The sequence below is a fragment of the Frigidibacter sp. genome (genome assembly GCF_030695035.1).
Classification (GTDB): Bacteria; Pseudomonadota; Alphaproteobacteria; order Rhodobacterales; family Rhodobacteraceae; genus Frigidibacter.
This window is the reverse complement of sequence record NZ_JAUYTT010000001.1, coordinates 1-24,547: the sequence shown is the minus strand read 5'-3', so window position 1 is coordinate 24,547 and position 24,547 is coordinate 1. Positions and strand designations below refer to the sequence as shown.

Genomic DNA, 24,547 nt, shown 5'->3' with positions numbered 1-24,547 from the left:
GCAATCAGGTGCTGTCCTGCCACCGCATCAGCCGAAAGGTTGGAAATGGACAAGAGGGGGGCCCTCATAGCAGCTTGGCCACCGCGCGAAGCTCGAATTTCTGGATCTTGCCGGTGGAGGTTTTGGGCAGCTCGCAGAACACCACATGCTTGGGGGTCTTGAAGCCCGCCAGCCGCGCGCGGGCGAAGGCGATCAGCTCTGCCTCGGTCACCTGCTGGCCGTGTTTCAGCTCGACGAAGGCGCAGGGCACCTCGCCCCATTTCTCATCGGGCTTGGCGACGACCGAGGCGAGGGACACTGCAGGGTGATGGGCCAGTACATCCTCGACCTCGACCGAGGAGACGTTCTCGCCGCCCGAGATGATGATGTCCTTGGCACGGTCGGTGATCTTGATGTAGCCGTCCGGGTGCCGCAGGGCGATGTCGCCGGTGCGGAAGTAGCCGCCGGCAAAGGCTTCGGCGGTGGCTTCGGGGTTCTTGTAATAGCCCTTCATCACCACATTGCCGCGCATGGCGATCTCGCCCAGATGGGCCGCGTCGCGGGGGATGTCGGTGCCGGTGTCGTCGTGGACCGTGATCGCGTCCATCATCGGCATCAGCACGCCGGTGCGGGCCTTCAGCGCGGCGCGGGCCTCGCCTTCGATACCGTCCCATTCCGGCTTCCAGATGCATTCGGTGGCGGGGCCATAGACCTCGGTCAGCCCATAGACCTGCGTGACGTTGAAGCCGAGCGGTTCGACGGCGGCGAGGGTTGCTGCGGGCGGCGGGGCGCCGGCGGTGAAAACCTCGACGATATGGCCGAAGGGACGGCGATCCTCGGCCCTCGCGTTGACGAGGGTGTTGAGCACGATCGGCGCGCCGCCGAAATGGGTGACGCCCTCATCGGCGATGGCGTCATAGATCGCGCGGGCGGTGATGTCGCGGCAGCAGACCAGCGTGCCGCCAAGGGCCGGGATCATCCAGGGATGGGTCCAGGCGTTGCAGTGGAACATCGGCACGATGGTGAGGTAGACCGGGTAGAGCACCATGCGCCAGGAGATCAGGTTCTGGACGGTGGAAAGGTAGGCGCCGCGGTGGTGATAGACCACGCCCTTGGGCCGCCCGGTGGTGCCGGACGTGTAGTTGAGCGCGAGGCTCTCCCATTCATCGGCCGGCAGGATCCAAGGCGCGGCGGGGTCGCCTTCGGCCAGAAGCTCCTCGTATTCCAGATAGTGCCCCGAGGCGGGGAAGCCGGCGGCGGTATCGGCCACCTCGACGATGCGCGGCGGGTCGCCTTTCATCGCCTTGATCGCCGCCTCGGCCAGCGGCAGGAAGGCGCTGTCCACCAGCACCAGCCGCGCGCCGCCATGGCCGAGGATATAGGCCACCGTGTCCACATCCAGCCGCGTGTTGATGGCATTCAGGATCGCACCGCAGGCGGGCACGCCGAAATGCGCCTCGGCCTGCGCGGCGATATTGGGCAGGATCGTCGCCACCACATCGCCGGGCACGATGCCGCGCCCCGAAAGGGCGGAGGCGAGGCGCGAGACGCGGGCGTGATATTCGGCATAGGTCCAGCGGCGGGCGCCATAGACCAGCGCGTTGCGGTCCGCGAAGACATCGGCGGCGCGCGCCAGATGTGACAGCGGCGTCAGCGACACGAAGTTCGCGGCGCATTTCTCCAGCCCGGTTTCATCTGGCAGCCAGCCCATATCGTCCTCCTGCCCGTCGTTGCGGGCGCGCCCCGAATGTCGCTTTCAGGCGCGCATATTGGCGCGGCGCAGGGTTGAAGGAAAGCAAGGACTTGAGGGGCAGGGTATGAGCGAGAGGGTGGCGGGTACGGCGGCGGGCAACCGCACGCTGGCGGCGGCGGGCGCGATCCTGATCTATGCGGTCATCATCGGCTTCACCGACAATTTCGTGCGGGTGATCGCCGAGCAGGGCGGGCTTTGGCAGTTCCATGCCACGCGCTCGGTCATGGCGCTGACGCTGTTTGCCGTCGCGGCGCCTTTGCTGGGGCTGCGGCTCTGGCCCCGCAACCCGCGGGCGGTGGCGGCGCGGAGCCTCGTGCATGGCACGGCGATGCTGTTCTACTTCGGCAGCCTCGCCTTCCTGCCGGTGGCGGTGGTGGCGGCGGGCCTGTTCACGGCGCCGATCTTCGTGCTGCTGCTGTCGCGCTTTGCCTTTGGCGAGCGGATCGGGCCGTTCCGGATCATGGCCGTCGCGCTGGGGTTTCTGGGCACGCTGATGGTGCTGGACCCGGGCGAGGGCAGCCTGTCGCCTGTGCTGATCGCGCCGGTGATTGGCGGGTTCCTTTATGCGCTTGGCAATATCGCCACCCGCCGCTGGTGCGCGGGCGAGAGCGCCGAGACGCTGGTGGCGGGGTTCTTCGGGGTGCTGGGGATCTACGGCGCCCTCGGCATGGCAGTGCTGGCGCTGGCCGCGCCCGAGGTGCCGGGCGGCACGGCGGGCTTCGTGCTGCGGGGCTGGGTCTGGCCCTCGGCCAGTTTCATGGGCTGGACCTTCGTGCAGGCGGCGGGGTCGCTGCTGGGCATCGTGATGATGGTCAAGGGCTACCAGATGGCCGAGGCGAGCCGGGCGGCGGTGTTCGAATACACCATCCTGCCCTGCGCGGCGTTCTGGAGCTGGTTCCTGTGGGGCGAGATGCTGGGCGGCCGGGCGCTGCTGGGGATTGCGCTGATCGTGGCGGCGGGGATGCTGATCGCGCTGCGCAGGAAGGGGTGACTTGCGCGCGGTTGTGCGAGGGGTGATCTTGCGCGGGAGCTGGAGGCGGCCATGATCATCTCGCGCGGGCGGCGCTACATCTTCGTGCATATCCCCAAGACCGGCGGCACCGCTTTGTCGCTGGCGCTGGAGGCGCGGGCGATGAAGGACGATATCCTGATCGGCGACACGCCCAAGGCGCGGGCACGGCGCGGGCGGCTGAAGGGGCTGACGGCGGCGGGGCGGCTGTGGAAGCACTCGACGCTGGCGGATATCGACGGGCTGGTGAGCGCCGACGAGGCGCTGCGGGTGTTCACGCTGGTGCGCAATCCCTGGGATCGGGTGGTGAGTTATTACCATTGGCTGCGCGGGCAGGGCTTTGCGCATCCGGCGGTGGCGCTGGCGAAGGTCACCGACTTCAGCGGGTTCCTGAACCATAAGGTGACGCGGATTTCGCTGACGGCGTCGCCCTATGGTAGCTATGTGCGGGACGCGGGCGGGGTGGAGCGCTGCGATCTGTTCCTGCGGCTGGAGCGGCTGGAGGAGGATCTGCCGCAGCTTGAGGCGCTGCTGGACCTGCGGCTGGGGCCGGTGGGGCGGGCCAATGCGTCCGAGAGGGGGCGCGACTGGCGGCCCTATTTCAGCGCGGCGGACGCGGAGCTGCTGGCGGAGGTGGCGGCGGAGGACATCGCGCGGTTCGGGTATCGGTTCGATCCGTAGGCCGGCGCCCCCGGGGGGCGCCGGCCTTTGGCTCAGGCTGCCTTGGCGGGGGCGGCGGCGAAGCGGCCGTAGAAGGTTTCACCCTTCGCGGCCATCTCGCGCAGCAGCGCCGGGGTTTTGAACCGCTCGCCAAAGGTAGCGGTCAGCCGGTCGCAGATCTCTACCGCCCGCTCGGCCCCCATGATGTCGAGCCAGGAGAAAGGCCCGCCGGACCACGGCGCGAAGCCCCAGCCGAGGATCGCGCCGACATCGCCTTCGCGGATGTCGGTCAGCACGCCGTCTTCCAGCGCGCGGACCGCCTCCAGCACCTGCGCGAAGAGCAGGCGGTGCTGAACCTCGGTCAGCTCGGGCTGGGTGTCCGAGACCGGGTAGGCCTCGGCGAGGCCGGACCAGAGGCCGAGGCGGCTGCCCTTGTCGTCATAGGCGTAGAAGCCGGAGTTCGACTTGCGCCCCAGACGGCCTTGGTCGGCCAGCGCGAAGAGAACCTCGTCCACCGCGCCGTCGGGATAGGCGTCGCCCATCGCGGCGCGGGTGGCCTTGGCGATCTTCACGCCGAGGTCGATCGAGGTCTCGTCCACCAGTTGCAGCGGGCCAAGCGGCATCCCGACAAGGCGCGCGGCATTCTCCACCAGCGCCGGGGCGACGCCTTCCGAGACCATGCGGATGCCCTCGTTGATGTAGGGAATGATGCAGCGGTTGGCGTAGAAGAAGCGCGCGTCGTTGACCACGATGGGGGTCTTGCGGATCTGGCGGACGAAATCCAGCGCCTTGGCGACGGCAATGTCGCCGGTCTCCTTGCCGCGGATGATCTCCACCAGCATCATCTTGTCCACCGGGCTGAAGAAGTGGATGCCGATGAAGTTGGCGGGCCGGGCAGAGGCCTTCGCCAGGTCGCTGATCGGCAGGGTGGAGGTGTTGGTGGCGAAGACGGCGGTGGCGGGGATCACCGCCTCGGCCTGCGCGGTGACGCCGGCCTTGACCTTCGGGTCCTCGAACACCGCCTCGACGATCAGGTCGGCACCGTCCAGCAAGGCGTAATCGGTGGTGGCGGTGATGCGGCCCAGTGCCTCGGCCATCTTGTCGGCGCTGACCTTGCCGCGCTTCATGCCCTTGGCAAGGATGCCCTCGGCATGGGCCTTGCCGCGGTCGGCGGCCTCTTGCGCGGCGTCGATCAGCACAACCTCGATCCCGGCATTGGCCGCGACATAGGCGATGCCCGCGCCCATCATCCCGGCGCCGAGGACGCCGAGCTTCTTCACGGTCTGGTCGGGCACGGCGGGGCGGTTGGCGCCCTTCTCCAGCGCTTCCTTGTTGATGAAGAGGCTGCGGATCATCGCGGAAGACGAGGGGTTCAGCATCACGTTGGTGAACCAGCGCGCCTCGATCTTCAGCGCGGTGTCGAAGGGCACCAGCGCGCCTTCATAGACCGCGGCCAGCAGCGCCTTGGCGGCCGGGAAGACGCCTTGGGTCTTGCCGTTGACCATGGCGCTGGCACCGACAAAGGTCATGAAGCCGGCGGGGTGATAGGGGGCACCGCCGGGCATCTTGTAGCCCTTGGCATCCCAGGGCTTGACGATATCGGCGTCCTTGGCGGACAGCACCCACTCTTTCGCGCGGGCCAGCAGGTCTTCGGCGGGCACGACCTCATCGATCAGGCCGGCATTCTTGGCGGATTTGGGGTCGGACAGCTTGCCTTCCAGCAGGAAGGGGGCCGCCACCATCGCGCCCAGCTTGCGGGCCAGCCGGGTGGTGCCGCCGGCGCCGGGGAAGATGCCGATCATGATCTCGGGCAGGCCGATCTTGGCCTTGGGATTGTCGGCGGCGAAGATGCGGTGGCAGGCCAGCGGCAGCTCCAGCCCGATCCCAAGCGCGGTGCCGGGCAGGGCAGCTGCAATCGGCTTGCCGCCCTTGAGCGTCTTGGGGTCCATCCCTGCACGCTCGATCTTGCGCAGCACGCCGTGCATCATCATGACGCCTTCGAAAAGGCCGCGGGCCGGCTCGGCGCCTGCATCCTCGCGCATCCGGGCGATGACGTTCAGGTCCATCCCGCCGGCGAAGTCCTTCTTGGCCGAGGTGATGACCACGCCCTTGACGGCGCTGTCGGCCAGCGCGGTGTCGATATGTCCGTCAAGCTCGGCAAAGCCGGCCAGCGACATCACGTTCATCGACTTGCCGGAAACGTCCCAGGTGATGATGGCGACACCGTCGTCGCCGAGGCTGTAGGTGAAATCGGTCATGTGCTCTCTCCCTTGCGGTGGGGCGTGCCGTCGCGGTGCAGGTAGCTGCGCGCGGGGCCGTCCTTTTGGGTAATCAGGTCGTGATCTGGGTAGTGGATGACATCGGTCTGCTTGCGCGTGCCGATGGTCAGGTAGCAGGCGTCCTGCCTGCTGCGGTTTTCAAGGCAATGGCCGACAGGGTGGCCCGCGGGCCAGCAGGCGGCATCGCCGGGATGGAGGAGGGTTTCCTCATCCTCGATCAGCACCACCTCGCCGTCCAGCAGGTAGACCATCTCGTCTTCCGCCTCGTGCCAGTGCCGGAAGGAAGAGTGCGAGCCGGGGGGCAGCAGTTCGAGATGCACCCCGAACTGGGTCAGCCCGCCGGGATCGCCGAGGATGCAGTGGCTGTAGGGGCCGAGGCCGCCGCCGAGGATGGGGTGTTCCCAAGCGGCTTCCGTCTCCCACACCCGGGCGCCGGCGCGCTGGATACGCTGCGGGGTGAGGCCCGCATCGAGGGGCGCACCCCAGTCGGGGGCGAGGTTCAGCAGGCGCGGGGGGAGGTCACCGCCGCGCAGGCGGGTGCCTGCTGCGTCTTCGACCCGCCAGTCGCTTGCCCCGTTCACCTGCCGGTGGCCGAGGTCGGGATAGGTGCAGACATCCCCCGCCACCCGCGCGCCGATGACGATGTAGCGGCAGGGCGCGGTCCCATCGTTGCGCAGGTGATGCGCGTTCGGATCGCCCCGCCGCCAGACGGCGGCATCGCCCTCGGCCAGCAGATGCTCGCCATCATCGTCGATCACCGTGGCGCTGCCCGACAGGATGAACAGCGCCTCATCCTCGGAGGCGTGCCAGTGCCGTTCGGACGAGCGCGCGCCCGGGGGAAGGATCTGCAGGTTGCAGCCGAACTGCGTCAGCCCGCCCGCATCCGACAGATGCAGCGTCCGCGCCCCTTCGAAGGAGCGTTCCGGCAGCAGGCTGGCGCGGTCAACCTTCACCGCGACACCTCCCGGCTGATCGGGGTGTGTTGCATCACACCCGCTCGATGATGGTGGCCGCGCCCATGCCGCTGGCGATGCAGAGCGTGGCAAGCGCCGTGCCGAGGCCGCGGCGCTCCAGCTCGTCCAGCATGGTGCCGATGATGATCGCGCCGGTGGCGCCAAGCGGGTGGCCCATGGCGATGGAGCCGCCGTTGACGTTGACCTTGGAGGCATCGACGTCGAAGGCCTGCATGAAGCGCAGGACCACGGCGGCAAAGGCCTCGTTCACCTCGAAAAGGTCGATGTCCGAGATCGACATGCCGGACTCGCGCAGGATCTTTTCGGTGACGGGCACGGGGCCGGTGAGCATGATGGTGGGGTCAGTGCCGATCTTGGCAGTGGCGCGGATGCGGGCGCGGGGTTTGAGGCCCCATTTCTCGCCGAACTCCTTGTTGCCGATCAGCACGGCGGCGGCGCCATCGACGATGCCGGACGAGTTGCCGGCATGGTGGATATGCTCGATCCGCTCCAGATGCGGGTATTTCATCAGCGCGATCTTGTCGAAGCCGGGCATGGATTCGCCCATGTCCTTGAAGCTGGCCTTCAGCGCGCCAAGGCTTTGCATGTCGGTGCCGGGGCGCATGTATTCGTCGGTGCCAAGGATGATGACGCCGTTCTGGTCGCGGACCGGGACGATGGATTTGGCGAAACGGTTGTCGGCCCAAGCCTCGGCGGCGCGGCGCTGCGATTCCACGGCCAGCGCATCGGCATCGGTACGGCTGAAGCCATATTGGGTCGCGATGATATCGGCCGAAATGCCCTGCGGCACGAAATAGGTCTTCATCGCCAGCGTCGGATCGACGGCGATGGCGGCCCCGTCCGAGCCCATGGCGACGCGGCCCATCATCTCGACCCCGCCGGCGATATAGCCCATGCCGGCGCCGGCCTTGACCTGATTGGCGGCAAGGTTCACCGCCTCCATGCCGCTGGCGCAGAAGCGGTTGATGGCAAGGCCGGGGATGCCTTCGTCAAGGTCCGACATCAGCACGGCCGAGCGGGCAAGGCAGCCGCCCTGCTCGCCGACTTGCGTGACGTTGCCCCAGATCACATCCTCGACCGCGGCGCCCTGCAGGCCGTTGCGGTCCTTGACCGCGTTCAGCAGCCGGGCGGACAGCGCCACCGAGGTCACTTCATGCAGCGCGCCATCGGGGCGGCCCTTGCCGCGCGGGGTGCGGGCGGCATCGTAGATATAGGCTTCGGTCATGGTATCCTCCTCGGTCGTCTTGGGCGGGGGTGTCCGCAGGCTTAAGCCCGGTCGGACGGATGGCCCGGCATCATGTCATAGGGGTGTTTCCAGCCGGGCAGGGCGGCGATGCCGTCCAGCCAGCGGTCGATATTCGGCCAGTCCGCGCGGGCAAAGCCGAAGGGTTCGGGGTAATAGAGATAGCCGCAGCAGGCGAAGTCGGCGATCGTGGGGGCTTGACCGACGATCCAGTCGCGGCCTTCCAGATGGGTGTCGAGCGTCTTCCACGCGGCCTTGGCGCGGCCGCCGAGCCAGGCGATGGCCTCGGCCGGGCGCTTCTCTTCGGGCAGGAAGTTCATCATGAAGCGCAGCGGGCCGTTCTGCGAGGACATCTTGTGATTGTCCCACAGTATCCAGCGCAGCACCTCGGCGCGGTCCGCCGCGGTCTCGCCCTGAAAGCGGCCGGTCTTTTCGGCGGCGTGATACTGGATCACGCCCGATTGGGTCAGGGTCTGATCCCCGTCCACCAGCACCGGCACCTCGCCCATCGGGTTGATCGCCAGAAACTCGGGCGTGCGGGCGCCGCCGTTGAAGAAATCCACGAAGACCGGCTCCCAGTCGAAGCCCGCCAGCGTCATCGTCAGGGCGGCCTTGTAGGCATTGCCGCTTTCGCCCATGCAGTACAGTTTCGCGGTCATGATGGTCCCTTTCGCCAGCGGTGGGGGTCAGTCCGTGGTCTCAAGCTCGGCCTTGAACAGCCGCAGCCGGTGGGTCAGGTTCGACTCGTCGGTGACAGAGCCGAAATTCTCGAACAGGAAGATCAGCGCCTGATCGTGGGTGAGGCCGGCATCGTCGCTGAAGCGTTTCAGCTTGCGGTAGGCATCCTCGGTCAGCGCGACCGGGAACCGGCGGGTGAGGCGCAGGCGCTTGGGCATCAGGCACCGTCCTGCGACTGGTGGCTGACCGGCTGTTCGGTGGTTTCCTCGCCGGGCAGGGCGGCCAGATGGTCGATCCAGCCGTGCCGGCTTTCGATGCCGAACTGCACGGTCGGGGCGAAGGGGAAACCCGCGGGCAGGCTGCCTGCGGTGATCTCGATCCACTCCGATCCGAAGTCGCGGAAGGCCAGCGGCGTGCCGCACGCCTGACAGAAGCCGCGCTCGGCGATGTCGGAGGAGGCGAACCAGGCAGGCTCTGACAGCCATGTGACCTGGCTGGCGGCCAGTTTCAGGAAGGCGGCATAGGGGCCGCCGACCTGACGCTGGCACATCCGGCAATGGCAGACCGAGGCGCGGGTGGGGCCGGCAGCGATGCGGTAGCGCACCGTGCCGCACTGGCAGCCGCCCATGGCTGCCGGTGTTTCGCTCCAGTTGTCCTCTGCTTCGGCCATCGTCCTCTCCTCCGCTGCCGCGCCCGTTGCCCCGAGCCTAGAACGCCTCGGCCGGCAGCGCCATCACCGGGTCCGCGCCCGACTGGATGCGGGCGAGGTGGGTGGCGGTCATCGGCAGTTGCCGGGCCATGTAGTAGCGGCCCGTGGCGATCTTCGTCTCATAGAACGCTGTGTCGCTGGCACCGCCTTCGAGGGCCGCCATCGCGGCCTTGCCCATCCGGGCCCACATGAAGCCAAGGCAGACATGGCCGAAGAGGTGCATGAAGTCATACGAACCTGCCAGCGCGGCGTTGGGGTTTTTCATGCCGTTCTGCATGAAGAACATCGCGGCCGATTGCAGATCCTTGGAGGCGGCTTTCAGCGGATCGAGGAAGCCCTCTTTCAGCGCGGCATCGCCCTCGTTCTCCTTGAGGAAGGTCTTCACCATCTCGAAGAAGGCCATGACATGCTTGCCGCCATCCTGCGCCAGCTTGCGGCCGACGAGGTCCAGCGCCTGAATGCCGTTGGCGCCTTCGTAGATCATGGCGATGCGGGCGTCGCGGGCGAATTGCGACATGCCCCATTCTTCGATGTAACCATGCCCGCCATAGACTTGCTGGGCGGTGATCGCGGTCTCGAACCCCTTGTCTGTGAGGAAACCCTTCAGCACCGGGGTGATCAGCGAGACCATGCCCTCGGCTGCGGCATCATCGGACCGGCGGCTGCAGTCGATCAGATGCGCGCCCCAGAAGGTGAAGGCGCGGGCGCCTTCGAGGAAGGATTTCTGGTCCATCAGCATCCGGCGGATATCGGGATGCACGATCAGCGGATCGGCGGGGCCCGAGGGGTTTTCGGCGCCGGTGACGGCACGGCCCTGCAGGCGGTCCTTGGCATAGATCACCGCGTTCTGATAGGCGGCCTCGCCCACGGCATAGCCTTGCAGTCCAACCCCCAGGCGCGCCTCGTTCATCATGGTGAACATCGCGCGCATGCCCTTGTGCAGATCGCCAAGCAGCCAGCCGGTCGCGCCGTCATAGTTCATGACGCAGGTGGAGTTGCCGTGGATGCCCATCTTCTCTTCGATCTTGCCGCAGCTGACCGCGTTGCGGGCGCCGAGGCTGCCATCGTCGTTCACCAGAACCTTCGGCACGATGAACAGCGAGATGCCCTTGGTGCCCTCACCGCCGCCGGGGGCCTTGGCGAGCACCAGATGGATGATGTTGTCGGCCAGATCATGCTCGCCGGCCGAGATGAAGATCTTCTGGCCGGTGATCTTGTAGCTGCCATCGTCCTGCGGTTCGGCCTTGGTGCGCATCATGCCCAGATCGGTGCCGCAATGCGGTTCGGTCAGGTTCATGGTGCCGGTCCAGTCGCAGCTGACCATCTTGGGCAGGTAGGTCTGCTTCTGCTCGGCGGTGCCGTGGGCGTGAATCGCGGAATAGGCGCCATGGGTCAGGCCCTGATACATGTTGAAGGCCATGTTGGCCGACACGAACATCTCGCCCACCGCCGTTGCCAGCACATAGGGCATGCCCTGCCCGCCATATTCGGGATCGCAGTCCAGCGCCGTCCAGCCGCCGTCTTTCATCGCGGCGAAGGCGGCCTTGAAGCCCTCGGGGGTGCGGACCACGCCGTTGTCCATCACGCAGCCGACCTGGTCGCCGACCGTATTCAGCGGGGCCAGAACCTCGGTCGAGACCTTGCCGGCGGCATCGAGCACCGCTTCGGTGAAGTCGCGCTCCAGCTCGTCATAGCCCGGCACGCCGGTTTCGGTGACTTTGAGCACGTCATGAAGAACGAATTGCATGTCCTTCGTGGGGGCGATGTAGCTTGGCATGGTCTTCCTCCCTAGTTCGTATCCCGGCCCGCGGCGGTTTTGCCGTCAGTCTGGTTTGGTCTCGGCCTTGGCGAGTTTCTCCTCGCCCCAGCTAATCTGATCCTTCAGTTCGGCAATCGCTTCGCCGAGTTCGAGGTGCTGACGCTCCATCTCGGCCAGCCGGCCGCGGGCCACGTCGAGCGTGCGGCACAGCTGCGTCTGCTGGCCGTCGCCAAGCTCGTAGAGATCCAGCAGCTGGCGGATATCCTCGAGCGTGAAGCCGAAGCGCTTGCCGCGCAGAATGAGCGTCAGCCTGGCGCGGTCGCGCCGCGTGAACAGGCGGCGCTGGCCTTCACGGATCGGGAACAGCAGTTCCTTGCTCTCGTAAAAGCGCAGCGTGCGCGGGGTCACGTCATAGGTGTCGCACATCTCGCGGATGGTCATAACCTGTTCACTCATGGCACTGTCTTTCCATGCAACTTGTCGTAGCGTCATGGAGCGGCAGATGGTCCGATTTCCGCAAGCTTACAAGCGAAGGTGACGTGAACGTAAACGTAACGTGGCGTCACCAAAACCGTGACGTCATGTCAGAAAAGAAACGGGGCGCTGCGTGAAATTTCGTGATCCCGGGGACTTGGCCCGCGCAAGGATATCCCGGCGTGCAAAGCGCTTTGGATAGGCGGTTTCTGGCCGCCGCAAGGAATTTGGGCAGAGGCGCGGATCGGTCAAGCCTGTGAGCCGTCCGTCAGCGTTGCGGCGCTGGCGTCGCGCAGCTGGCGCAGGTCGGCGATGGTCGCATCAAGATCGGCGCGCTGCCGCTCCAGTTCTGCAAGCTGGCGGTCGGCAAGCCCGACCCAGACCCGGTATTGCGCCTGCGTGCCCTTCTGATCGTAGAGCAGCAGCCATTGCCGCACCTCCTCGAGGCTGAAGCCGAAGCGGCGGCCGCGCAGGATCAGCGTCATCCGCGCCACCTCGCGCGGGCCATAATGCCGGGCGCGGCCCTCTTTGCCGGGGTTCAGAAGTTCGATGTATTCGTAATAGCGCAGCGTGCGCGGGGTCACGTCGAACCGCGCGCACATTTCCTTGAAGCTCAACGTCTGGTCGGTCATTACAGCACTCCCCCGGTGGGGGCAGGCTAGCGAGTTGGGCGGGCGATCTCAACTGCCCTGCGCGCCGGACAGCGGGGCAAGTTCAGGCTTGCGGCGGCGCAGCTTGCCGCGCAGCATGGCGCCGAACGGGCAGGGAGCGACGGGCATGGACGAACAGGGCAAGATGGCCATCGCGCGGCAGTTCATCGAGGCGATCCCGCACTCTCGGGCGCTGAACATGGTGCTGGACGAGTTGGGCGAGGGGCTTGCCGCGATCTCGATGCCCTATGACCTGCGGCTGGTGGGCGATCCGCAGACCGGGGTGATCCATGGCGGCGCGGTCTCGGCGCTGATGGACACCTGTTGCGGGGCGGCGGTGATGAGCCATCCGGGCAGCCCGGCGGGCACCGCGACCATCGACCTGCGCATCGACTACATGCGCGCGGCGACCCCGGGCCAGCGCATCCGCGCCCGGGCCGAATGCCACCACATCACCCGGTCGGTCGCCTTCGTGCGGGCGAGCGCGCATGACGACAATGACGCGCTGCCGGTGGCGACAGCGACGGGGACCTTCACCGTGCAGACGACCGGGGGGTGGACGGCATGAGCACGGCCCCGCGCGCGCGCCCCGAACCTGTGCAGGTCATCAAGCAGCGCCGCGATGCCGCGCTGAAGGCGCTGGTGGCGGGGGTGCCCTATATTCAGTTCCTCGGCATCGCCTTTGACCGGCGCGGGGATGAGCTGACGGCGACGCTGCCCTTTGACGAGAAGCTGATCGGCAACCCGATGCTGCCGGCGCTGCATGGCGGGGTGACGGCGGCCTTTCTGGAGACGACGGCAATCATCGAGCTGTCATGGTCCTTGCTGTGGGAAGAGATGGAGGCGGGGCGGATCGACGCGACGCTGCTGGACCCGCTGCATCTGCCGCGGCTGCCCAAGACCATCGACTTCACCGTGGATTATCTGCGGTCTGGCCTGCCGCGCGATGCCTATGCGCGGGCGCGGGTCAACAGGTCGGGCCGCCGCTATGCAAGCGTCCATGTCGAGGCCTGGCAGGACAACCGATCCCGCCTGTTCGCGCAGGCGACGGGGCATTTCCTGATGCCGGCCCGCGACGACTGATCCCGGCCGATGCGCGACATCACCCACGCCCGCGTGCTGAAGATCGCTGTGCCGATCGTGCTGGCGAACATGACGGTGCCGATCCTGGGCGCGGTCGATACCGGCGTTGTCGGCCAGCTGGGGCAGGCGGCGCCGATCGGTGCGGTGGGGCTCGGTGCCATCGTGCTGGTGTCGATCTACTGGATCTTCAGCTTTCTGCGGATGGGCACGTCCGGCTTGGTGGCGCAGGCCAAGGGCGCGGGTGATAGCGCCGAGGTGGCGGCAAATCTGGTGCGGGCTCTGCTGGTGGCCGCCGCCGCCGGGCTGGTCATCGTGGTGATGCAGGTGCCGCTGTTTGCGGGCGCCTTTGCGCTCGCCCCTGCCTCGGATGAGGTGGAGGGGCTGGCGCGCGACTACATGCAGATCCGTATCTGGGGCGCGCCGGCGACGATTGCGCTTTATGCCGTGACCGGCTGGCTGATCGCGCTGGAGCGGACGCGGGGCGTGCTGTTGCTGCAGCTGTGGATGAACGCGCTGAACATCGGGCTGGACCTGTGGTTCGTGCTGGGGCTTGGCTGGGGTGTCGAGGGCGTGGCGGTTGCGACGCTGATCGCGGAATGGACCGGGCTGGCGCTTGGACTGTGGCTGTGCCGCGATGCGCTGGCGGGCGGATACTGGCGCGACCGGGCGCGGGTGTTCGATGCGGCGCGGTTGCGGCGGATGCTGGCGGTGAACCGCGATATCATGCTGCGGTCGGTGATGTTGCAGGCATCCTTCACCAGCTTCGTGTTCCTTGGGGCGCGGATGGGCGATGTGACGCTGGCGGCCAATCAGGTGCTGTTGCAGTTTCTGGAGCTGACGGCCTTCGCGCTGGATGGCTTCGCCTTTGCGGCCGAGGCGCTGGTGGGGCAGGCGGTGGGCGCGCGCAGCCGGGGCCGGGTGCGGCGGGCGGCGATCATCACCTCGCAATGGGGCGTTGGCGGCGCGGCGCTGCTGGCGCTGTGCTACTGGCTGGCAGGACCGGTGATCGTGGATCTGATGGCAACCTCGCCCGAGGTGCGGGCCGAGGCACGCGCCTTCCTGCCCTGGATTGCGGCGGCGCCGCTGATCGGGGTGGCCAGCTGGATGCTGGACGGCATCTTCATCGGCGCGACGCGCACGCGCGAGATGCGCAATGCGATGCTGGTGTCGGCGGTGATCTATGTGGTGGCGGTGGTGGTGCTGTTGCCGGTGTTCGGCAATCACGGCCTCTGGGCGGCGCTGATGGTGTTGAATGCGGTGCGCGGGCTGACCATGGCGGCGCTGTACCCGCGGGTGGAGCGGGCGGCGGCTTAGAGCCAGTCGCCGCGGCCGGTGCCGACGGCTTCCGCGACGGAGGCAAAGCCGTCGCGTTCGAGCAGCGCATCGAGGCCGCGGGCGATGTCTGCCGCCAGCGACAGCCCGCCATAGACGAGGCCGGAGTAGAGCTGCACCGCCGAGGCACCGGCGCGGATCTTGGCATAGGCCTGTTCGGCGCTGGAAATGCCGCCGACGCCGACCAGCGGCAGGCGGCCTTCGGTCAGTGCGGAGATGCGGGCCAGGACGCGGGTCGACAGCTCGAACAGCGGCGCGCCGGAGAGGCCGCCGGTTTGCGTGGCGTGGGGGCTGCGCAGGCCGCTCCGCGACAGGGTGGTGTTGGTGGCGATGATGCCGTCGATGCCCGAGGTCAGCGCGGCCTCGGCGATATCCTCGAGCCCCGCGGCATCGAGGTCGGGGGCGATCTTCACGAAGACCGGGATGCGCACGGCGAGCGTATCGCGCACCGCCAGCACGCCGGTCAGCAGGGCGGTCAACGCCGCCTTGCCCTGCAGATCGCGCAGGCGCTCGGTGTTGGGGGAGGAGACGTTGACGGTGGCGAAATCGACATGCGGGCCGGCCAGCGCCAGCACCTGCCCGAAATCGGCGGCGCGGTCGGCGCTGTCCTTGTTGGCGCCGAGGTTCAGGCCGACGGGCACCGGCCCGCGCTGCCGGGCGGCCAGACGCGCGGTGATGGCTTCGGAGCCTTCGTTGTTGAAGCCGAAGCGGTTGATGACGGCGCGGTCCTCGGTCAGCCGGAACAGGCGCGGGCGGGCGTTGCCCTCTTGCGGGCGGGGCGTTGCCGCCCCCACCTCGATGAAGCCGAAGCCGGCGCGGGTCAGACGGTTCACGGCGACGGCGTTCTTGTCGAAGCCCGCAGCGAGGCCGACCGGGTTGGGCAGTGCGAGGCCGGCGAGCGTGGTGGCAAGCCGGGCGCTGGTGACGGGACCGGGGGTCGGAGCGAGTCCCGCGTTTAGGGCGCGGACCGACAGGGCATGTGCGGTTTCAGGGTCCAGCCGGTGCAGTGCCAGGAGGCCAAGGCGTTCGAGCGGGGTCACAGCACGCCCTCGGGGAAGATGTGGCCGGTGGCGCCGAGGGGGAGGGACTTGTCCCACACCACCTCGGACAGGCGCAGGGGCCGGTAGAGGTGGGGGAAGAGTTGCCCGCCCCGGGAGGGTTCCCATTTCAGCGCCTCGCCCAGGGTATCGGGCGCGAAGGCCACCAGCACCAGATCGCTTTCGGTGGCGAAGTGTTTCGACGCGGTTCCCGGCAGCTGCGCGGCGGTCGAGAAATGGATGTAGCCATCGGCCAGATCGACGGGCGCCCCGGCGGTTTCGCCGGCGGCCTTGAACGCATCCCATTCGGGGCGACGGAATATCTTGAAGATCAGCATCGCCGACACATGCCTTGCCCCCGCGCGCCGGTCAATGGCCGGGATCGGGGCGCGGTTCCGCCGAGGCCGGCGCCGATGTCATGGCGCTGTCATCCGGGTGGTGCCCTATGCGGCGATAGGGCTTTGACAGGGGCGGATTGTGACAGCAATGTAACAGCCTCGGCCATCCGTTTCTGACGCCCCCGCACGACATAGGAGATATGCCCATGAATTCCCGGCTTCTTGCCTCGGTAGCCGCGCTTGCGCTGTCTGCCGGTGCCGCTTCGGCGGAGTATACGCTGACCATCCTGCACACCAATGACTTCCATGCGCGGTTCGAGCCGATCTCCAGCTCTGATTCGGCCTGCGGCGCAGAGGCTGCGGCCGAGGGTAAGTGCTTTGGCGGCACCGCGCGGCTGGTGACGGCGATTGCCGATGCGCGCGCGCGGTCGAACAATTCGATTCTGGTGGATGGCGGCGACCAGTTTCAGGGCACGCTGTTCTACACCTATTATAAGGGCGCGGCCTCGGCCGAGTTCATGAACAAGCTGGGCTATGACGCGATGACCGTGGGCAACCACGAATTCGACGACGGGCCCGAGGTGCTGAAGGGCTTTGTCGAGACGGTGGATTTCCCGATCCTGATGTCGAATGCCGACATCTCAGGCGAGCCGTTGCTGGCGGACATCATCCAGAAATCGGTGGTGATCGAGAAGGGCGGCGAGAAGCTGGGCCTGATTGGGCTGACGCCGCATGACACGGATGAGCTGGCCAGCCCCGGCCCCAACGTGATCTTTACCGATCCGGTTGGCGCGGTGCAGGCCGAGGTCGACAAGCTGACCGCCGAGGGCGTGACCAAGATCATCGTGCTGAGCCATTCGGGCTATGTCGTGGACAAGGAGATCGCCGCGGGCACGACCGGGGTGGATGTGATCGTCGGCGGGCACAGCAATACCTACCTGTCCAATGCGTCCGAGGATGCCGAGGGACCCTATCCGACAATGGTGGGCCAGACCGCCATCGTGTCGGCCTATGCCTATGGCAAGTTCCTGGGCGAGCTGAACGTGACCTTTGACGATGCGGGCGTGGTGACCGAGGCCAGCGGCGAGCCGTTGATTATGGACGCCGCGGTGGTGCAGGACGAAGCCACCGTGGCGCGGATTGCCGAGCTGGCGGTGCCGCTGGAGGAGATCCGCCAGAAGGTTGTGGCCGAGGCGGCTGAAGCCATCGACGGCGACCGCGGGTCCTGCCGGGCGCAGGAATGCACGATGGGCAACCTCGTCGCCGATGCGATGCTGGACCGTGTGGCCGATCAGGGCGTGACCATCGCCATCGCCAATGGCGGCGGGCTGCGCGCGTCCATCGACGCGGGCGAGGTGACGATGGGCGAGGTGCTGACGGTGCTGCCGTTCCAGAACACGCTGTCCACCTTCCAGGCGCCGGGGGCGACCGTGGTGGCCGCGCTGGAGAATGGCGTGAGCCAGTATGAGGAGGGCGCGGGGCGCTTCGTGCAGGTGGCGGGGCTGACATACAGCTTCGATGTCACCCAGCCGGTGGGCTCGCGCGTGTCGGACGTTATGGTGAAGGCCGGCGAGGACTGGGCGCCGATCGAGCCCGAGACCGTCTATGGCATCGTCACCAACAACTATGTCCGCAACGGAGGCGACGGGTTCAAGATGTTCGCGACGGATGCGCAGAACGCCTATGACTTCGGCCCAGATCTGGCGGATGTGACGGCAGAGTATCTGGCTGAGAATACGCCCTACACGCCCTATCTCGATGGGCGCATCACCAAGAAGTAAGCAGCAGGTCTGCGGGTGGGGGCGCGTCTTCGGGCGCGCCCCTTGCTTTGGGGGCGCCCCCCCGAGGGCGGGCACATATGTGCTCACCGGGGGGGGGCATCAGAATTTGGCACCGTCCGGGTTGGCGGCACCCCCGTTGCCCTGCGGCTTACGCCTTCGGGCAAACGTCGCGGGCGGCTTGCCACTGGCAAGCCGCGTGATCGCGCCGGGGCGGCAGCCTGCGCATCGCAAGACTGTGGCAAGCGTCCGCTGCCTTCCGCCTGAGACACCCCGCGATACTTGCACTCCCCCAACGGGGACTATATTGTCAGCCAGACGCGGGCATTGTGTAATGGTAAGACCTTAGCCTTCCAAGCTAAAGACGCGGGTTCGATTCCCGCTGCCCGCTCCAACCTCCCTCCCCAGGATCCCAGGCGCGGCGCATTGACCCGCTTCGTGACGCGCGGCTTGCCCGATGGGCCTGCACCGCCTAAACCGCAAGGCAGCGCGAAGGGAAAGACAATGGCCAGAAGACCGCAGATGTCCGCCGAAGAGCGGGCGGCATCGAAACGTATCGGTGCGCTTCGGGCGCTTGCGCCGTTCCTGAGACCCTATCTGGGCATGGTGCTGGGGGCGCTGCTGGCGCTGATGCTGACCGCGTCGGTCAGTCTGGTTCTGCCGATCGCGGTGCGGCGGGTTGTGGACGGGTTCAACCAGGGCGCCGAGCTGCTGGACCAGTATTTCCTGGCGGCGCTGGTGATCGCGGGGTTGCTCGCGCTGGGCACCGGGGCGCGCTACTACCTTGTGACCCGGCTGGGCGAGCGGGTGGTGGCCGATATCCGTAAGGCAGTGTTCGACCGGGTGGTGGGGATGAGCCCCGCCTTCTTCGAACGGGTGCTGACCGGCGAGATAATCAGCCGGATCACCACCGACACCACGGTGATCCTGTCGGTCATCGGCTCTTCCGTCTCTGTCGCGCTGCGCAACCTGCTGCTGCTGATCGGCGGGCTGGCGCTGCTGATGCTGACCTCGGCCAAGCTGACCGGCCTTGTGATGCTGATCGTGCCGGCGGTGATCATTCCCATCATCGTCCTGGGACGGCGGCTGCGGGCATTGGGGCGCGAGAACCAGGACTGGATCGCAGCCTCGTCCGGCTCGGCGTCGGAAGTGCTGCTGTCGGTGCAGACGGTGCAGGCCTTCACCCATGAAGATGTCAGCCGCGGTGACTTTTCGCGCGTGACCGAGAAGGCGTTCGACTCGGCCAGGGCCCGGATCGGGACCCGTGCGGTGATGACGATGATCGTGATCTTTCTGGTGTTCGCGGGCGTGATCGGGGTGCTGTGGATCGGCGCGCGCGACGTGCGCGAGGGGCTGATGACCCCGGGTGAGCTGGTGCAGTTCGTCATCTATGCGGTGATGGTGGCCGGTTCGGTCGGCGCGCTGTCGGAAATCTGGGGCGAGCTGCAGCGGGCGGCGGGCGCGACGGAGCGTCTGTCGGAGCTGCTCGCGGCCGAGGATAGCGTGAAGGGTCCGGAGAGGCCGCTGCCGCTGCCGCGGCCGGTGCGGGGCGAGATCGCCTTCGAAGGGGTGCGCTTCCAGTATCCCTCGCGTCCGGGCACGTCAGCGCTGGAAGGCGTGGACCTGCTGGTGCGGCCGGGCGAGACGGTGGCGCTCGTCGGGCCCTCGGGCGCCGGCAAGACCACGGTGATCCAGCTGATCCAGCGGTTCTATGACCCGCAGGGGGGCCGGGTGACGCTGGACGGGATCGACCTGCGCGACATGGAGCGCGCCGATTTTCGGCAAGATATCGCGCTGGTGCCGCAGGACCCGGTGATCTTTGCCGCCAGCGCCCGCGAGAATATCCGCTTCGGGCGTCCGGATGCCAGCGATACCGAGGTCGAGGCCGCGGCGCAGGCTGCAGCGGCGCATGACTTCCTGATGGCTTTGCCCGACGGCTACGACACCTATGTCGGCGAGCGCGGGGTGATGCTGTCGGGCGGACAGAAGCAGCGCATCGCCATTGCCCGGGCGATCCTGCGCGATGCGCGGGTGCTGCTGCTGGACGAGGCGACAAGCGCGCTCGATGCCGAAAGCGAGCGGGCGGTGCAGGCGGCTGTGGAGAAGCTGGCCGAAGGGCGCACCACGCTGATCGTGGCGCACCGGCTGGCGACGGTGAAGAAGGCCGACCGGATCGTGGTGTTCGAGGGCGGGCACATCGTGGCGCAGGGCACGCATGACGCGCTGGTCGCGGAGGGCGGGCTTTACGCAAGGCTGGCGCGGCTGCAATTCACCGATGGCGGGGCAGAGCCCGAGGCCGTGCCGCAGGTCGGCGCGGCCTGAGCCCGCCTCCCTGCGCCCCTTCCGCCGCTGCGTCACTCTTGCAGCAGCGGGGTGTTTGCGACCATGCTTGTGCGCAAGGAGACGCCCCGCCAAGGGGTGGAAGGGGAGGATTGACCAATGCCGAAATTCGCAAGCGTCGCGGACCGTGATGCCGTCGAAGCAGAGATGACCTGGGCCGAGCGCCAGGTTCCGACGACGATCTACCAATTCCTGAGCCAGACCAAGGCGGCGCATGGCGCGCGGCCCGCGATCTCGTTCCAGATCACCTCGGGCCCCAAGGACCGGGCCGAGACGGTGACCTGGGCCGAGCTGCACAAACGGGTGACGCAGGCGGCGAACCTGCTGCGCAGGCTTGGGGTACAGGAGGGTGACACCGTCGCCTACCTGCTGCCCAACTGCACCGAGGCGGCGGTGGCGCTGCTGGCGGGGGCGACGGCGGGCATCGTCAACCCGATCAACCCGCTGCTGGAGCCCGAGCAGATCGCCGCGATCCTGCGCGAGACCAAGGCGAAGGTGCTGGTCACGCTGAAGGCCTTCCCCAAATCCGAGGTCGCGCAGAAGGCGGCCGAGGCGGTGCGGCATGCGCCGAACGTGAAGACGGTGCTCGAGGTCGACCTGAACCGCTACCTGACCCCGCCCAAAAGCTGGATCGTGCCGCTGATCCGGCCGAAGAACCCGGTGGCCCACAAGGCGGACGTGCTGGACTTCAACCGCTCTGCAGCGCGCGAGCCGGGCGACCGGCTGGCTTTTGCGGACAGCGCCGGTGACCGGGTGGCGGCCTATTTCCACACCGGCGGCACAACGGGCATGCCCAAGGTGGCGCAGCACAAGTATTCGGGGATGATCTATAACGGCTGGCTGGGCGGGCGACTGTTGTTCAGCAAGGATGACGTGCTGATCTGCCCGCTGCCGCTGTTCCATGTGTTCGCGGCCTATCCGATCTTGATGTCCTGCATTGCCAGCGGCGCGCATATGGTGATGCCGACCCCCGCGGGCTATCGCGGCGAGGGCGTGTTCGACAATTTCTGGAAACTGGTCGAACGCTGGCAGGTCACCTTCCTGATCACCGTGCCCACGGCGATTGCCGCGCTGATGCAGCGGCCGGTGGATGCGGATGTCTCGTCCCTGCGCATTGCGATCTCTGGGTCCGCGCCGCTGCCGGTGGAGCTCTATAACCGCTTCAAGGCGGCGACGGGGGTGGAGATCGCGGAAGGCTACGGGCTGACCGAGGCGACCTGCCTTGTGTCCTGCAACCCGGTGGACGGGAAGAAGAAGGTCGGGTCCGTAGGCGTCGTGCTGCCGCATACCCATGTGCGGATCTTGCAGAACACCCCCACCGGCGACGTGATCCGCGAATGCGGGGTGGATGAGGTCGGCGAGATCTGCGTGGCCAATCCTGGGGTGTTTGAAGGTTCGACCTATACCGAGGTGGACAAGAACCACGGCCTCTTTGCCGAGGACCGCTATCTGCGCACCGGCGATCTGGGGCGGCTCGATGCGGATGGCTATCTGTGGATCACCGGGCGGGCCAAGGACCTGATCATCCGCGGCGGGCACAATATCGACCCGGCCGAGATCGAGGAGGCGATGGCGAGCCACCCGGCGGTCGCCTTTGCCGGCGCGATCGGCCAGCCCGATGCCTTCGCGGGCGAGCTGCCTTGCGTCTATGTCGAACTGGTGGCCGGGGCCGAGACGACAGTGGCCGAGCTGACCGAACATGCGCGCAGCCATGTGCATGAGCGTGCCGCGATGCCCAAGCATGTGGAAATCTTGCCCGAGCTGCCGAAGACCGCGGTGGGCAAGATCTTCAAGCCAGAGCTGCGCAAGCGCGCGATCCGCCGCGTCTATGATGCCGCGCTGGCCGAGGCTGGGCTGCCGGTGCGGGTGGCCGAGGTGGTCGAGGACAAGAAGCGCGGGCTGGTAGCGCGGATGGTGCGCGAGGGCGAGGTCGATGACGCGGCCGTCGCGCAGAAGCTGGGAGAGTTCGCCGGGGCCTGGGACTGGGCGGACTGATACCCGGCGCTATCGCTGCAGGACGTAGCTGCCGGGGGCATCCTCCAGCGGTGCATAGCCAGCCCCGGCGTTGCCCATCGGCGGCGGGGCGACGCTGGTGGGCGCTGAATGCGCCGCCAGCCACTCCACCCATCCCGGCCACCACGACCCTTCGCGCAGCGACGCGCCAGTGGCCCATTCTTCAGGGCTGAGGCAGATATCCCCCGGCAATTGCCGGCGGATCCGGTAATGCCGGTGCGGATGGCCCGGTTCGCTGATGATCCCGGCATTGTGCCCGCCGCTGGTCAGCACGAAGGTCAGCTCGGTATCCGTCAGAAGATGCAGCTTGTAGACCGACTGCCACGGGGCGACGTGGTCGGTTTCGGTGCCGATGGCGAAGATCGGCACATCAATGTTCTGCAGCACCGCCGGGTGGCCATCGACCATGAAATGCCCGGCGGCCAGTTCATTGTGCAGATAGAGCCGGTGCAGATAGTCGGAATGCATCTTGTAGGGCATTCGCGTCGTATCGGCGTTCCAGGCCATCATGTCGGTCATGGGCGTGCGTTCCCCCATCATGTAGTCATGCACCATCCGGGACCAGATCAGGTCATTGGTGCGCAGCATCTGAAAGGCGCCGGTCATCTGCTTGCCAGCAAGCTGGCCGCTGGTCCACATCACGCTGTCGAGCATGTGCATCTGGCTGTCGTCGATGAACAGCGCCAGCTCGCCCGGTTCGGTGAAATCGGTCTGCGCGGCCAGCAGGGTGATCGTGGCAAGGCGCGCATCGCCGGCGCGGGCCATCGCCGCCGCGGTGATCGCCAGCAAGGTGCCGCCAAGGCAGTACCCAGCCGCGTGGATCTTGTGGCCCGGGACGATGCTTTCGACGGCGTCCAGCGCCGCCAGCACCCCGAGGCGGCGATAGTCGTCAAAGGACAGCTCGCGGTCCTCGGGCCCGGGATTGCGCCATGAGATGCAGAAGACGGTATGGCCCGCCGCGACCAGATAGCGGATCAGCGAGTTCTGAGGTGAAAGGTCGAGGATGTAGTATTTCATGATCCAGGCGGGAACGATCAGCACCGGCTCGGCGCGGACCTGGTCTGTTGAAGGGCTGTACTGGATCAGCTCGATCAGGTGATTGCGAAAGACCACCTTGCCCGGCGTGATCGCCACGTCCCGGCCAGGCAGGTAGGCCTCGGTGCCCTGCTCCGGCTCTCCGCGCGCGGTGCGGGCTGCATCCTCGAGCCAGTTGCGCCAGCCGGCGACCAGATTCGCACCGCCCGTCTGCAATGTTCGGGCGATTACCTCGGGGTTGGTGAAGGGCAGGTTCGAGGGCGCGGCCATATCCAGCGCCTGCCGCACGGCATAGGAGACCACGTCGCGGTGATGCGGGGCGAGGCCGGGCACCTCATGCGTGGCATTGTGCCACCATTGCTGGGTCAGCAGGAAGCCCTCTGCCATCAGGCTGAAGGGGGGCCTGTTCCAGCCTTCGCCCTGAAAGCGGTGATCGCCGGGCAGGGGGGTGATGCAGGGCGGCTGCTCTGCCCCCGTGGCCTCGGCGAGTGCCTGAGAGGCGAACCGGCCGGTCTTTCGTGCTGCCTTTGTCGCCAGCTCCATCTGCTTGCCTGGGGCGGCGGCCAGATGCATGGACCAGTCGAACAGCGCCAGTGTCATCGCGGCGGGCGAGAGGCCACCGGTCAGTGCTGCAAGCTGCGCCTGAGCCATCTTGTCGACGGCGCGGAACGCCTCGGCACCAAGCGGCGCATCGGGGGCTGGCAGTGGGGCAAGCGCCGTGTCGCGGCGCAACGCGGGCAGCCCTGCCTGCACGGGTGTCGGTTCCGCAACCGTCACCGCGGCAGGGCGGCGCTTGCGCGCGGGGCGGGGCGAGGGGGCATCATCTGGCGAACGAGGCATCTGCAGTCTCCATCAAGCGCGGCACGGGCGGTGGTTCGGCTGTGACCGCGCGAAAGCCTGCGCCCCGAACCTCTCTGGGGCAAGGTGAGGCAGCAGATCGGGGCCGTTCGGGGCGACTCTGTCGCAGCAGGAGTGGCTGCGGCGCCCGCGAGTCGGCTCCGGACACGGCCGAGTCGGCCGACAACAGGCCGCACTCACCCAGAGACGGTTCGCAGAGCGCCCGAAAAACCGACGCCAACCCCATGAAAACAAGGCTCTGCGAAGAAAATGTGACGAGCCCGGAAAAAAGTGCTTGCGCTCCTCGGTGAGTAACCCTAGAAACCGCTCTACCGAAGCGACGGTGACAAACGAGACACCGGGGCGGCGGCGCGGCAGACGGTCTGGAAGCAGGCAGAAGCCGGGATAATTTGAGACAGATCAGGCGGGCGCGCTGGCAAGTTAGAGCGCATCCGGTTTGATTTTGTCTCGTGCTCTTTGACATTTTGGATTTACTGAAGAGATATGTGGGCGGTTTGGTCTGTTTCGATGGACGAACGCTGCATATCGGCTCTTTAGGGTTTAGGCCCGATGATGAGAGTGTCAGC

The 24,547-nt window shown here is 67.2% G+C and carries 21 protein-coding genes and 1 tRNA gene; 9 read left to right on the top strand and 13 right to left on the bottom strand.

Translation table 11 applies throughout. The annotated features are described in order from the left end of the window. Nucleotides 1-64: 64 nt before the first annotated feature. Nucleotides 65-1,690: an AMP-binding protein gene (locus Q8S30_RS00110; RefSeq protein ID WP_305664015.1), complete on the bottom strand. Its 1,626-nt coding sequence runs from the start codon at nucleotides 1,688-1,690 to the stop codon at nucleotides 65-67. A gap of 106 nt (nucleotides 1,691-1,796) precedes the next feature. Here Q8S30_RS00110 and Q8S30_RS00105 point away from each other — a divergent pair, with 106 nt between their 5' ends. Then, the gene (locus tag Q8S30_RS00105) at nucleotides 1,797-2,723 is read left to right on the top strand and encodes a DMT family transporter (RefSeq protein ID WP_305664014.1); all 927 of its coding nucleotides are present in this window, start codon (nucleotides 1,797-1,799) and stop codon (nucleotides 2,721-2,723) included. Between the two features lie 51 nt (nucleotides 2,724-2,774). Then, nucleotides 2,775-3,422: a Type II secretory pathway, pullulanase PulA gene (locus tag Q8S30_RS00100; protein ID WP_305664013.1), complete on the top strand. Its 648-nt coding sequence runs from the start codon at nucleotides 2,775-2,777 to the stop codon at nucleotides 3,420-3,422. 32 nt (nucleotides 3,423-3,454) lie between these two features. On the opposite strand, the gene Q8S30_RS00095 is transcribed toward Q8S30_RS00100, so the two are convergent. From Q8S30_RS00095 to Q8S30_RS00055, 9 genes are all read right to left on the bottom strand, one after another. Then, on the bottom strand, nucleotides 3,455-5,659 hold the full coding sequence (locus Q8S30_RS00095; RefSeq protein WP_305664012.1) for a 3-hydroxyacyl-CoA dehydrogenase NAD-binding domain-containing protein: 2,205 nt from the start codon (nucleotides 5,657-5,659) through the stop codon (nucleotides 3,455-3,457). Further along, nucleotides 5,656-6,633, bottom strand: a complete 978-nt coding sequence (locus Q8S30_RS00090; RefSeq protein WP_305664011.1) for a cupin domain-containing protein — start codon at nucleotides 6,631-6,633, stop codon at nucleotides 5,656-5,658. The genes Q8S30_RS00095 and Q8S30_RS00090 overlap by 4 nt, the downstream gene beginning before the upstream one ends. Before the next feature lie 34 nt (nucleotides 6,634-6,667). Further along, entirely contained in the window at nucleotides 6,668-7,879 is a 1,212-nt protein-coding gene (locus tag Q8S30_RS00085) for an acetyl-CoA C-acetyltransferase (RefSeq protein WP_305664010.1), read from the bottom strand. A 41-nt stretch (nucleotides 7,880-7,920) separates the two neighbouring features. Continuing rightward, nucleotides 7,921-8,556 carry a glutathione S-transferase family protein gene (locus tag Q8S30_RS00080; protein WP_305664009.1) on the bottom strand — a complete coding sequence of 212 codons (636 nt, stop codon included), beginning with the start codon at nucleotides 8,554-8,556 and terminating at the stop codon, nucleotides 7,921-7,923. A gap of 27 nt (nucleotides 8,557-8,583) precedes the next feature. Further along, the gene (locus Q8S30_RS00075; protein ID WP_305664008.1) at nucleotides 8,584-8,793 is read right to left on the bottom strand and encodes a hypothetical protein; all 210 of its coding nucleotides are present in this window, start codon (nucleotides 8,791-8,793) and stop codon (nucleotides 8,584-8,586) included. After that, on the bottom strand, nucleotides 8,793-9,245 hold the full coding sequence (locus Q8S30_RS00070) for a GFA family protein (RefSeq protein ID WP_305664007.1): 453 nt from the start codon (nucleotides 9,243-9,245) through the stop codon (nucleotides 8,793-8,795). The genes Q8S30_RS00075 and Q8S30_RS00070 overlap by 1 nt, the downstream gene beginning before the upstream one ends. Nucleotides 9,246-9,282: 37 nt before the next feature. Then, nucleotides 9,283-11,061, bottom strand: coding sequence for an acyl-CoA dehydrogenase C-terminal domain-containing protein (locus Q8S30_RS00065; protein WP_305664006.1), 1,779 nt, complete (start codon nucleotides 11,059-11,061; stop codon nucleotides 9,283-9,285). 45 nt (nucleotides 11,062-11,106) lie between these two features. After that, nucleotides 11,107-11,499, bottom strand: coding sequence for a MerR family DNA-binding transcriptional regulator (locus Q8S30_RS00060; RefSeq protein WP_305664005.1), 393 nt, complete (start codon nucleotides 11,497-11,499; stop codon nucleotides 11,107-11,109). A gap of 266 nt (nucleotides 11,500-11,765) precedes the next feature. Continuing rightward, nucleotides 11,766-12,149: a MerR family DNA-binding transcriptional regulator gene (locus Q8S30_RS00055; RefSeq protein WP_305664004.1), complete on the bottom strand. Its 384-nt coding sequence runs from the start codon at nucleotides 12,147-12,149 to the stop codon at nucleotides 11,766-11,768. Between the two features lie 145 nt (nucleotides 12,150-12,294). On the opposite strand from Q8S30_RS00055, the gene Q8S30_RS00050 reads away from it, so the two are divergent. Genes Q8S30_RS00050 through Q8S30_RS00040 form a run of 3 tightly spaced genes read left to right on the top strand, consistent with a single transcriptional unit; the run spans nucleotide 12,295 to nucleotide 14,564 of the window. Then, entirely contained in the window at nucleotides 12,295-12,735 is a 441-nt protein-coding gene (locus Q8S30_RS00050) for a PaaI family thioesterase (RefSeq protein ID WP_305664003.1), read from the top strand. Next, entirely contained in the window at nucleotides 12,732-13,250 is a 519-nt protein-coding gene (locus Q8S30_RS00045; protein ID WP_305664002.1) for a PaaI family thioesterase, read from the top strand. The genes Q8S30_RS00050 and Q8S30_RS00045 overlap by 4 nt, the downstream gene beginning before the upstream one ends. Nucleotides 13,251-13,259: 9 nt before the next feature. Beyond that, nucleotides 13,260-14,564, top strand: a complete 1,305-nt coding sequence (locus Q8S30_RS00040; protein ID WP_305664001.1) for an MATE family efflux transporter — start codon at nucleotides 13,260-13,262, stop codon at nucleotides 14,562-14,564. On the opposite strand, the gene Q8S30_RS00035 is transcribed toward Q8S30_RS00040, so the two are convergent. Next, nucleotides 14,561-15,622, bottom strand: coding sequence for a quinone-dependent dihydroorotate dehydrogenase (locus Q8S30_RS00035; protein WP_305664000.1), 1,062 nt, complete (start codon nucleotides 15,620-15,622; stop codon nucleotides 14,561-14,563). The two genes, Q8S30_RS00040 and Q8S30_RS00035, sit on opposite strands and share 4 nt — an antisense overlap. Continuing rightward, on the bottom strand, nucleotides 15,619-15,957 hold the full coding sequence (locus tag Q8S30_RS00030) for a DUF952 domain-containing protein (RefSeq protein WP_305663999.1): 339 nt from the start codon (nucleotides 15,955-15,957) through the stop codon (nucleotides 15,619-15,621). Before Q8S30_RS00030 ends, Q8S30_RS00035 begins: the two co-directional genes overlap by 4 nt. Nucleotides 15,958-16,163: 206 nt before the next feature. Between Q8S30_RS00030 and Q8S30_RS00025 the strand changes: the two genes are divergently transcribed. From Q8S30_RS00025 to Q8S30_RS00010, 4 genes are all read left to right on the top strand, one after another. Continuing rightward, nucleotides 16,164-17,738 carry a bifunctional UDP-sugar hydrolase/5'-nucleotidase gene (locus Q8S30_RS00025; RefSeq protein WP_305663998.1) on the top strand — a complete coding sequence of 525 codons (1,575 nt, stop codon included), beginning with the start codon at nucleotides 16,164-16,166 and terminating at the stop codon, nucleotides 17,736-17,738. A gap of 317 nt (nucleotides 17,739-18,055) precedes the next feature. Beyond that, nucleotides 18,056-18,129, top strand: a tRNA-Gly gene (locus Q8S30_RS00020). Between the two features lie 110 nt (nucleotides 18,130-18,239). After that, the gene (locus Q8S30_RS00015) at nucleotides 18,240-20,057 is read left to right on the top strand and encodes an ABC transporter transmembrane domain-containing protein (RefSeq protein ID WP_305663997.1); all 1,818 of its coding nucleotides are present in this window, start codon (nucleotides 18,240-18,242) and stop codon (nucleotides 20,055-20,057) included. A gap of 117 nt (nucleotides 20,058-20,174) precedes the next feature. Further along, entirely contained in the window at nucleotides 20,175-22,070 is a 1,896-nt protein-coding gene (locus tag Q8S30_RS00010) for an acyl-CoA synthetase (protein WP_305663996.1), read from the top strand. Nucleotides 22,071-22,079: 9 nt separating this feature from the next. Here the strand turns inward: Q8S30_RS00010 and Q8S30_RS00005 are convergent, their stop codons facing one another. Next, a complete protein-coding gene (locus Q8S30_RS00005) occupies nucleotides 22,080-23,963 on the bottom strand; it encodes an alpha/beta hydrolase (RefSeq protein ID WP_305663995.1) in 1,884 nt (627 codons plus the stop codon). Between the last annotated feature and the right edge of the window lie 584 nt (nucleotides 23,964-24,547).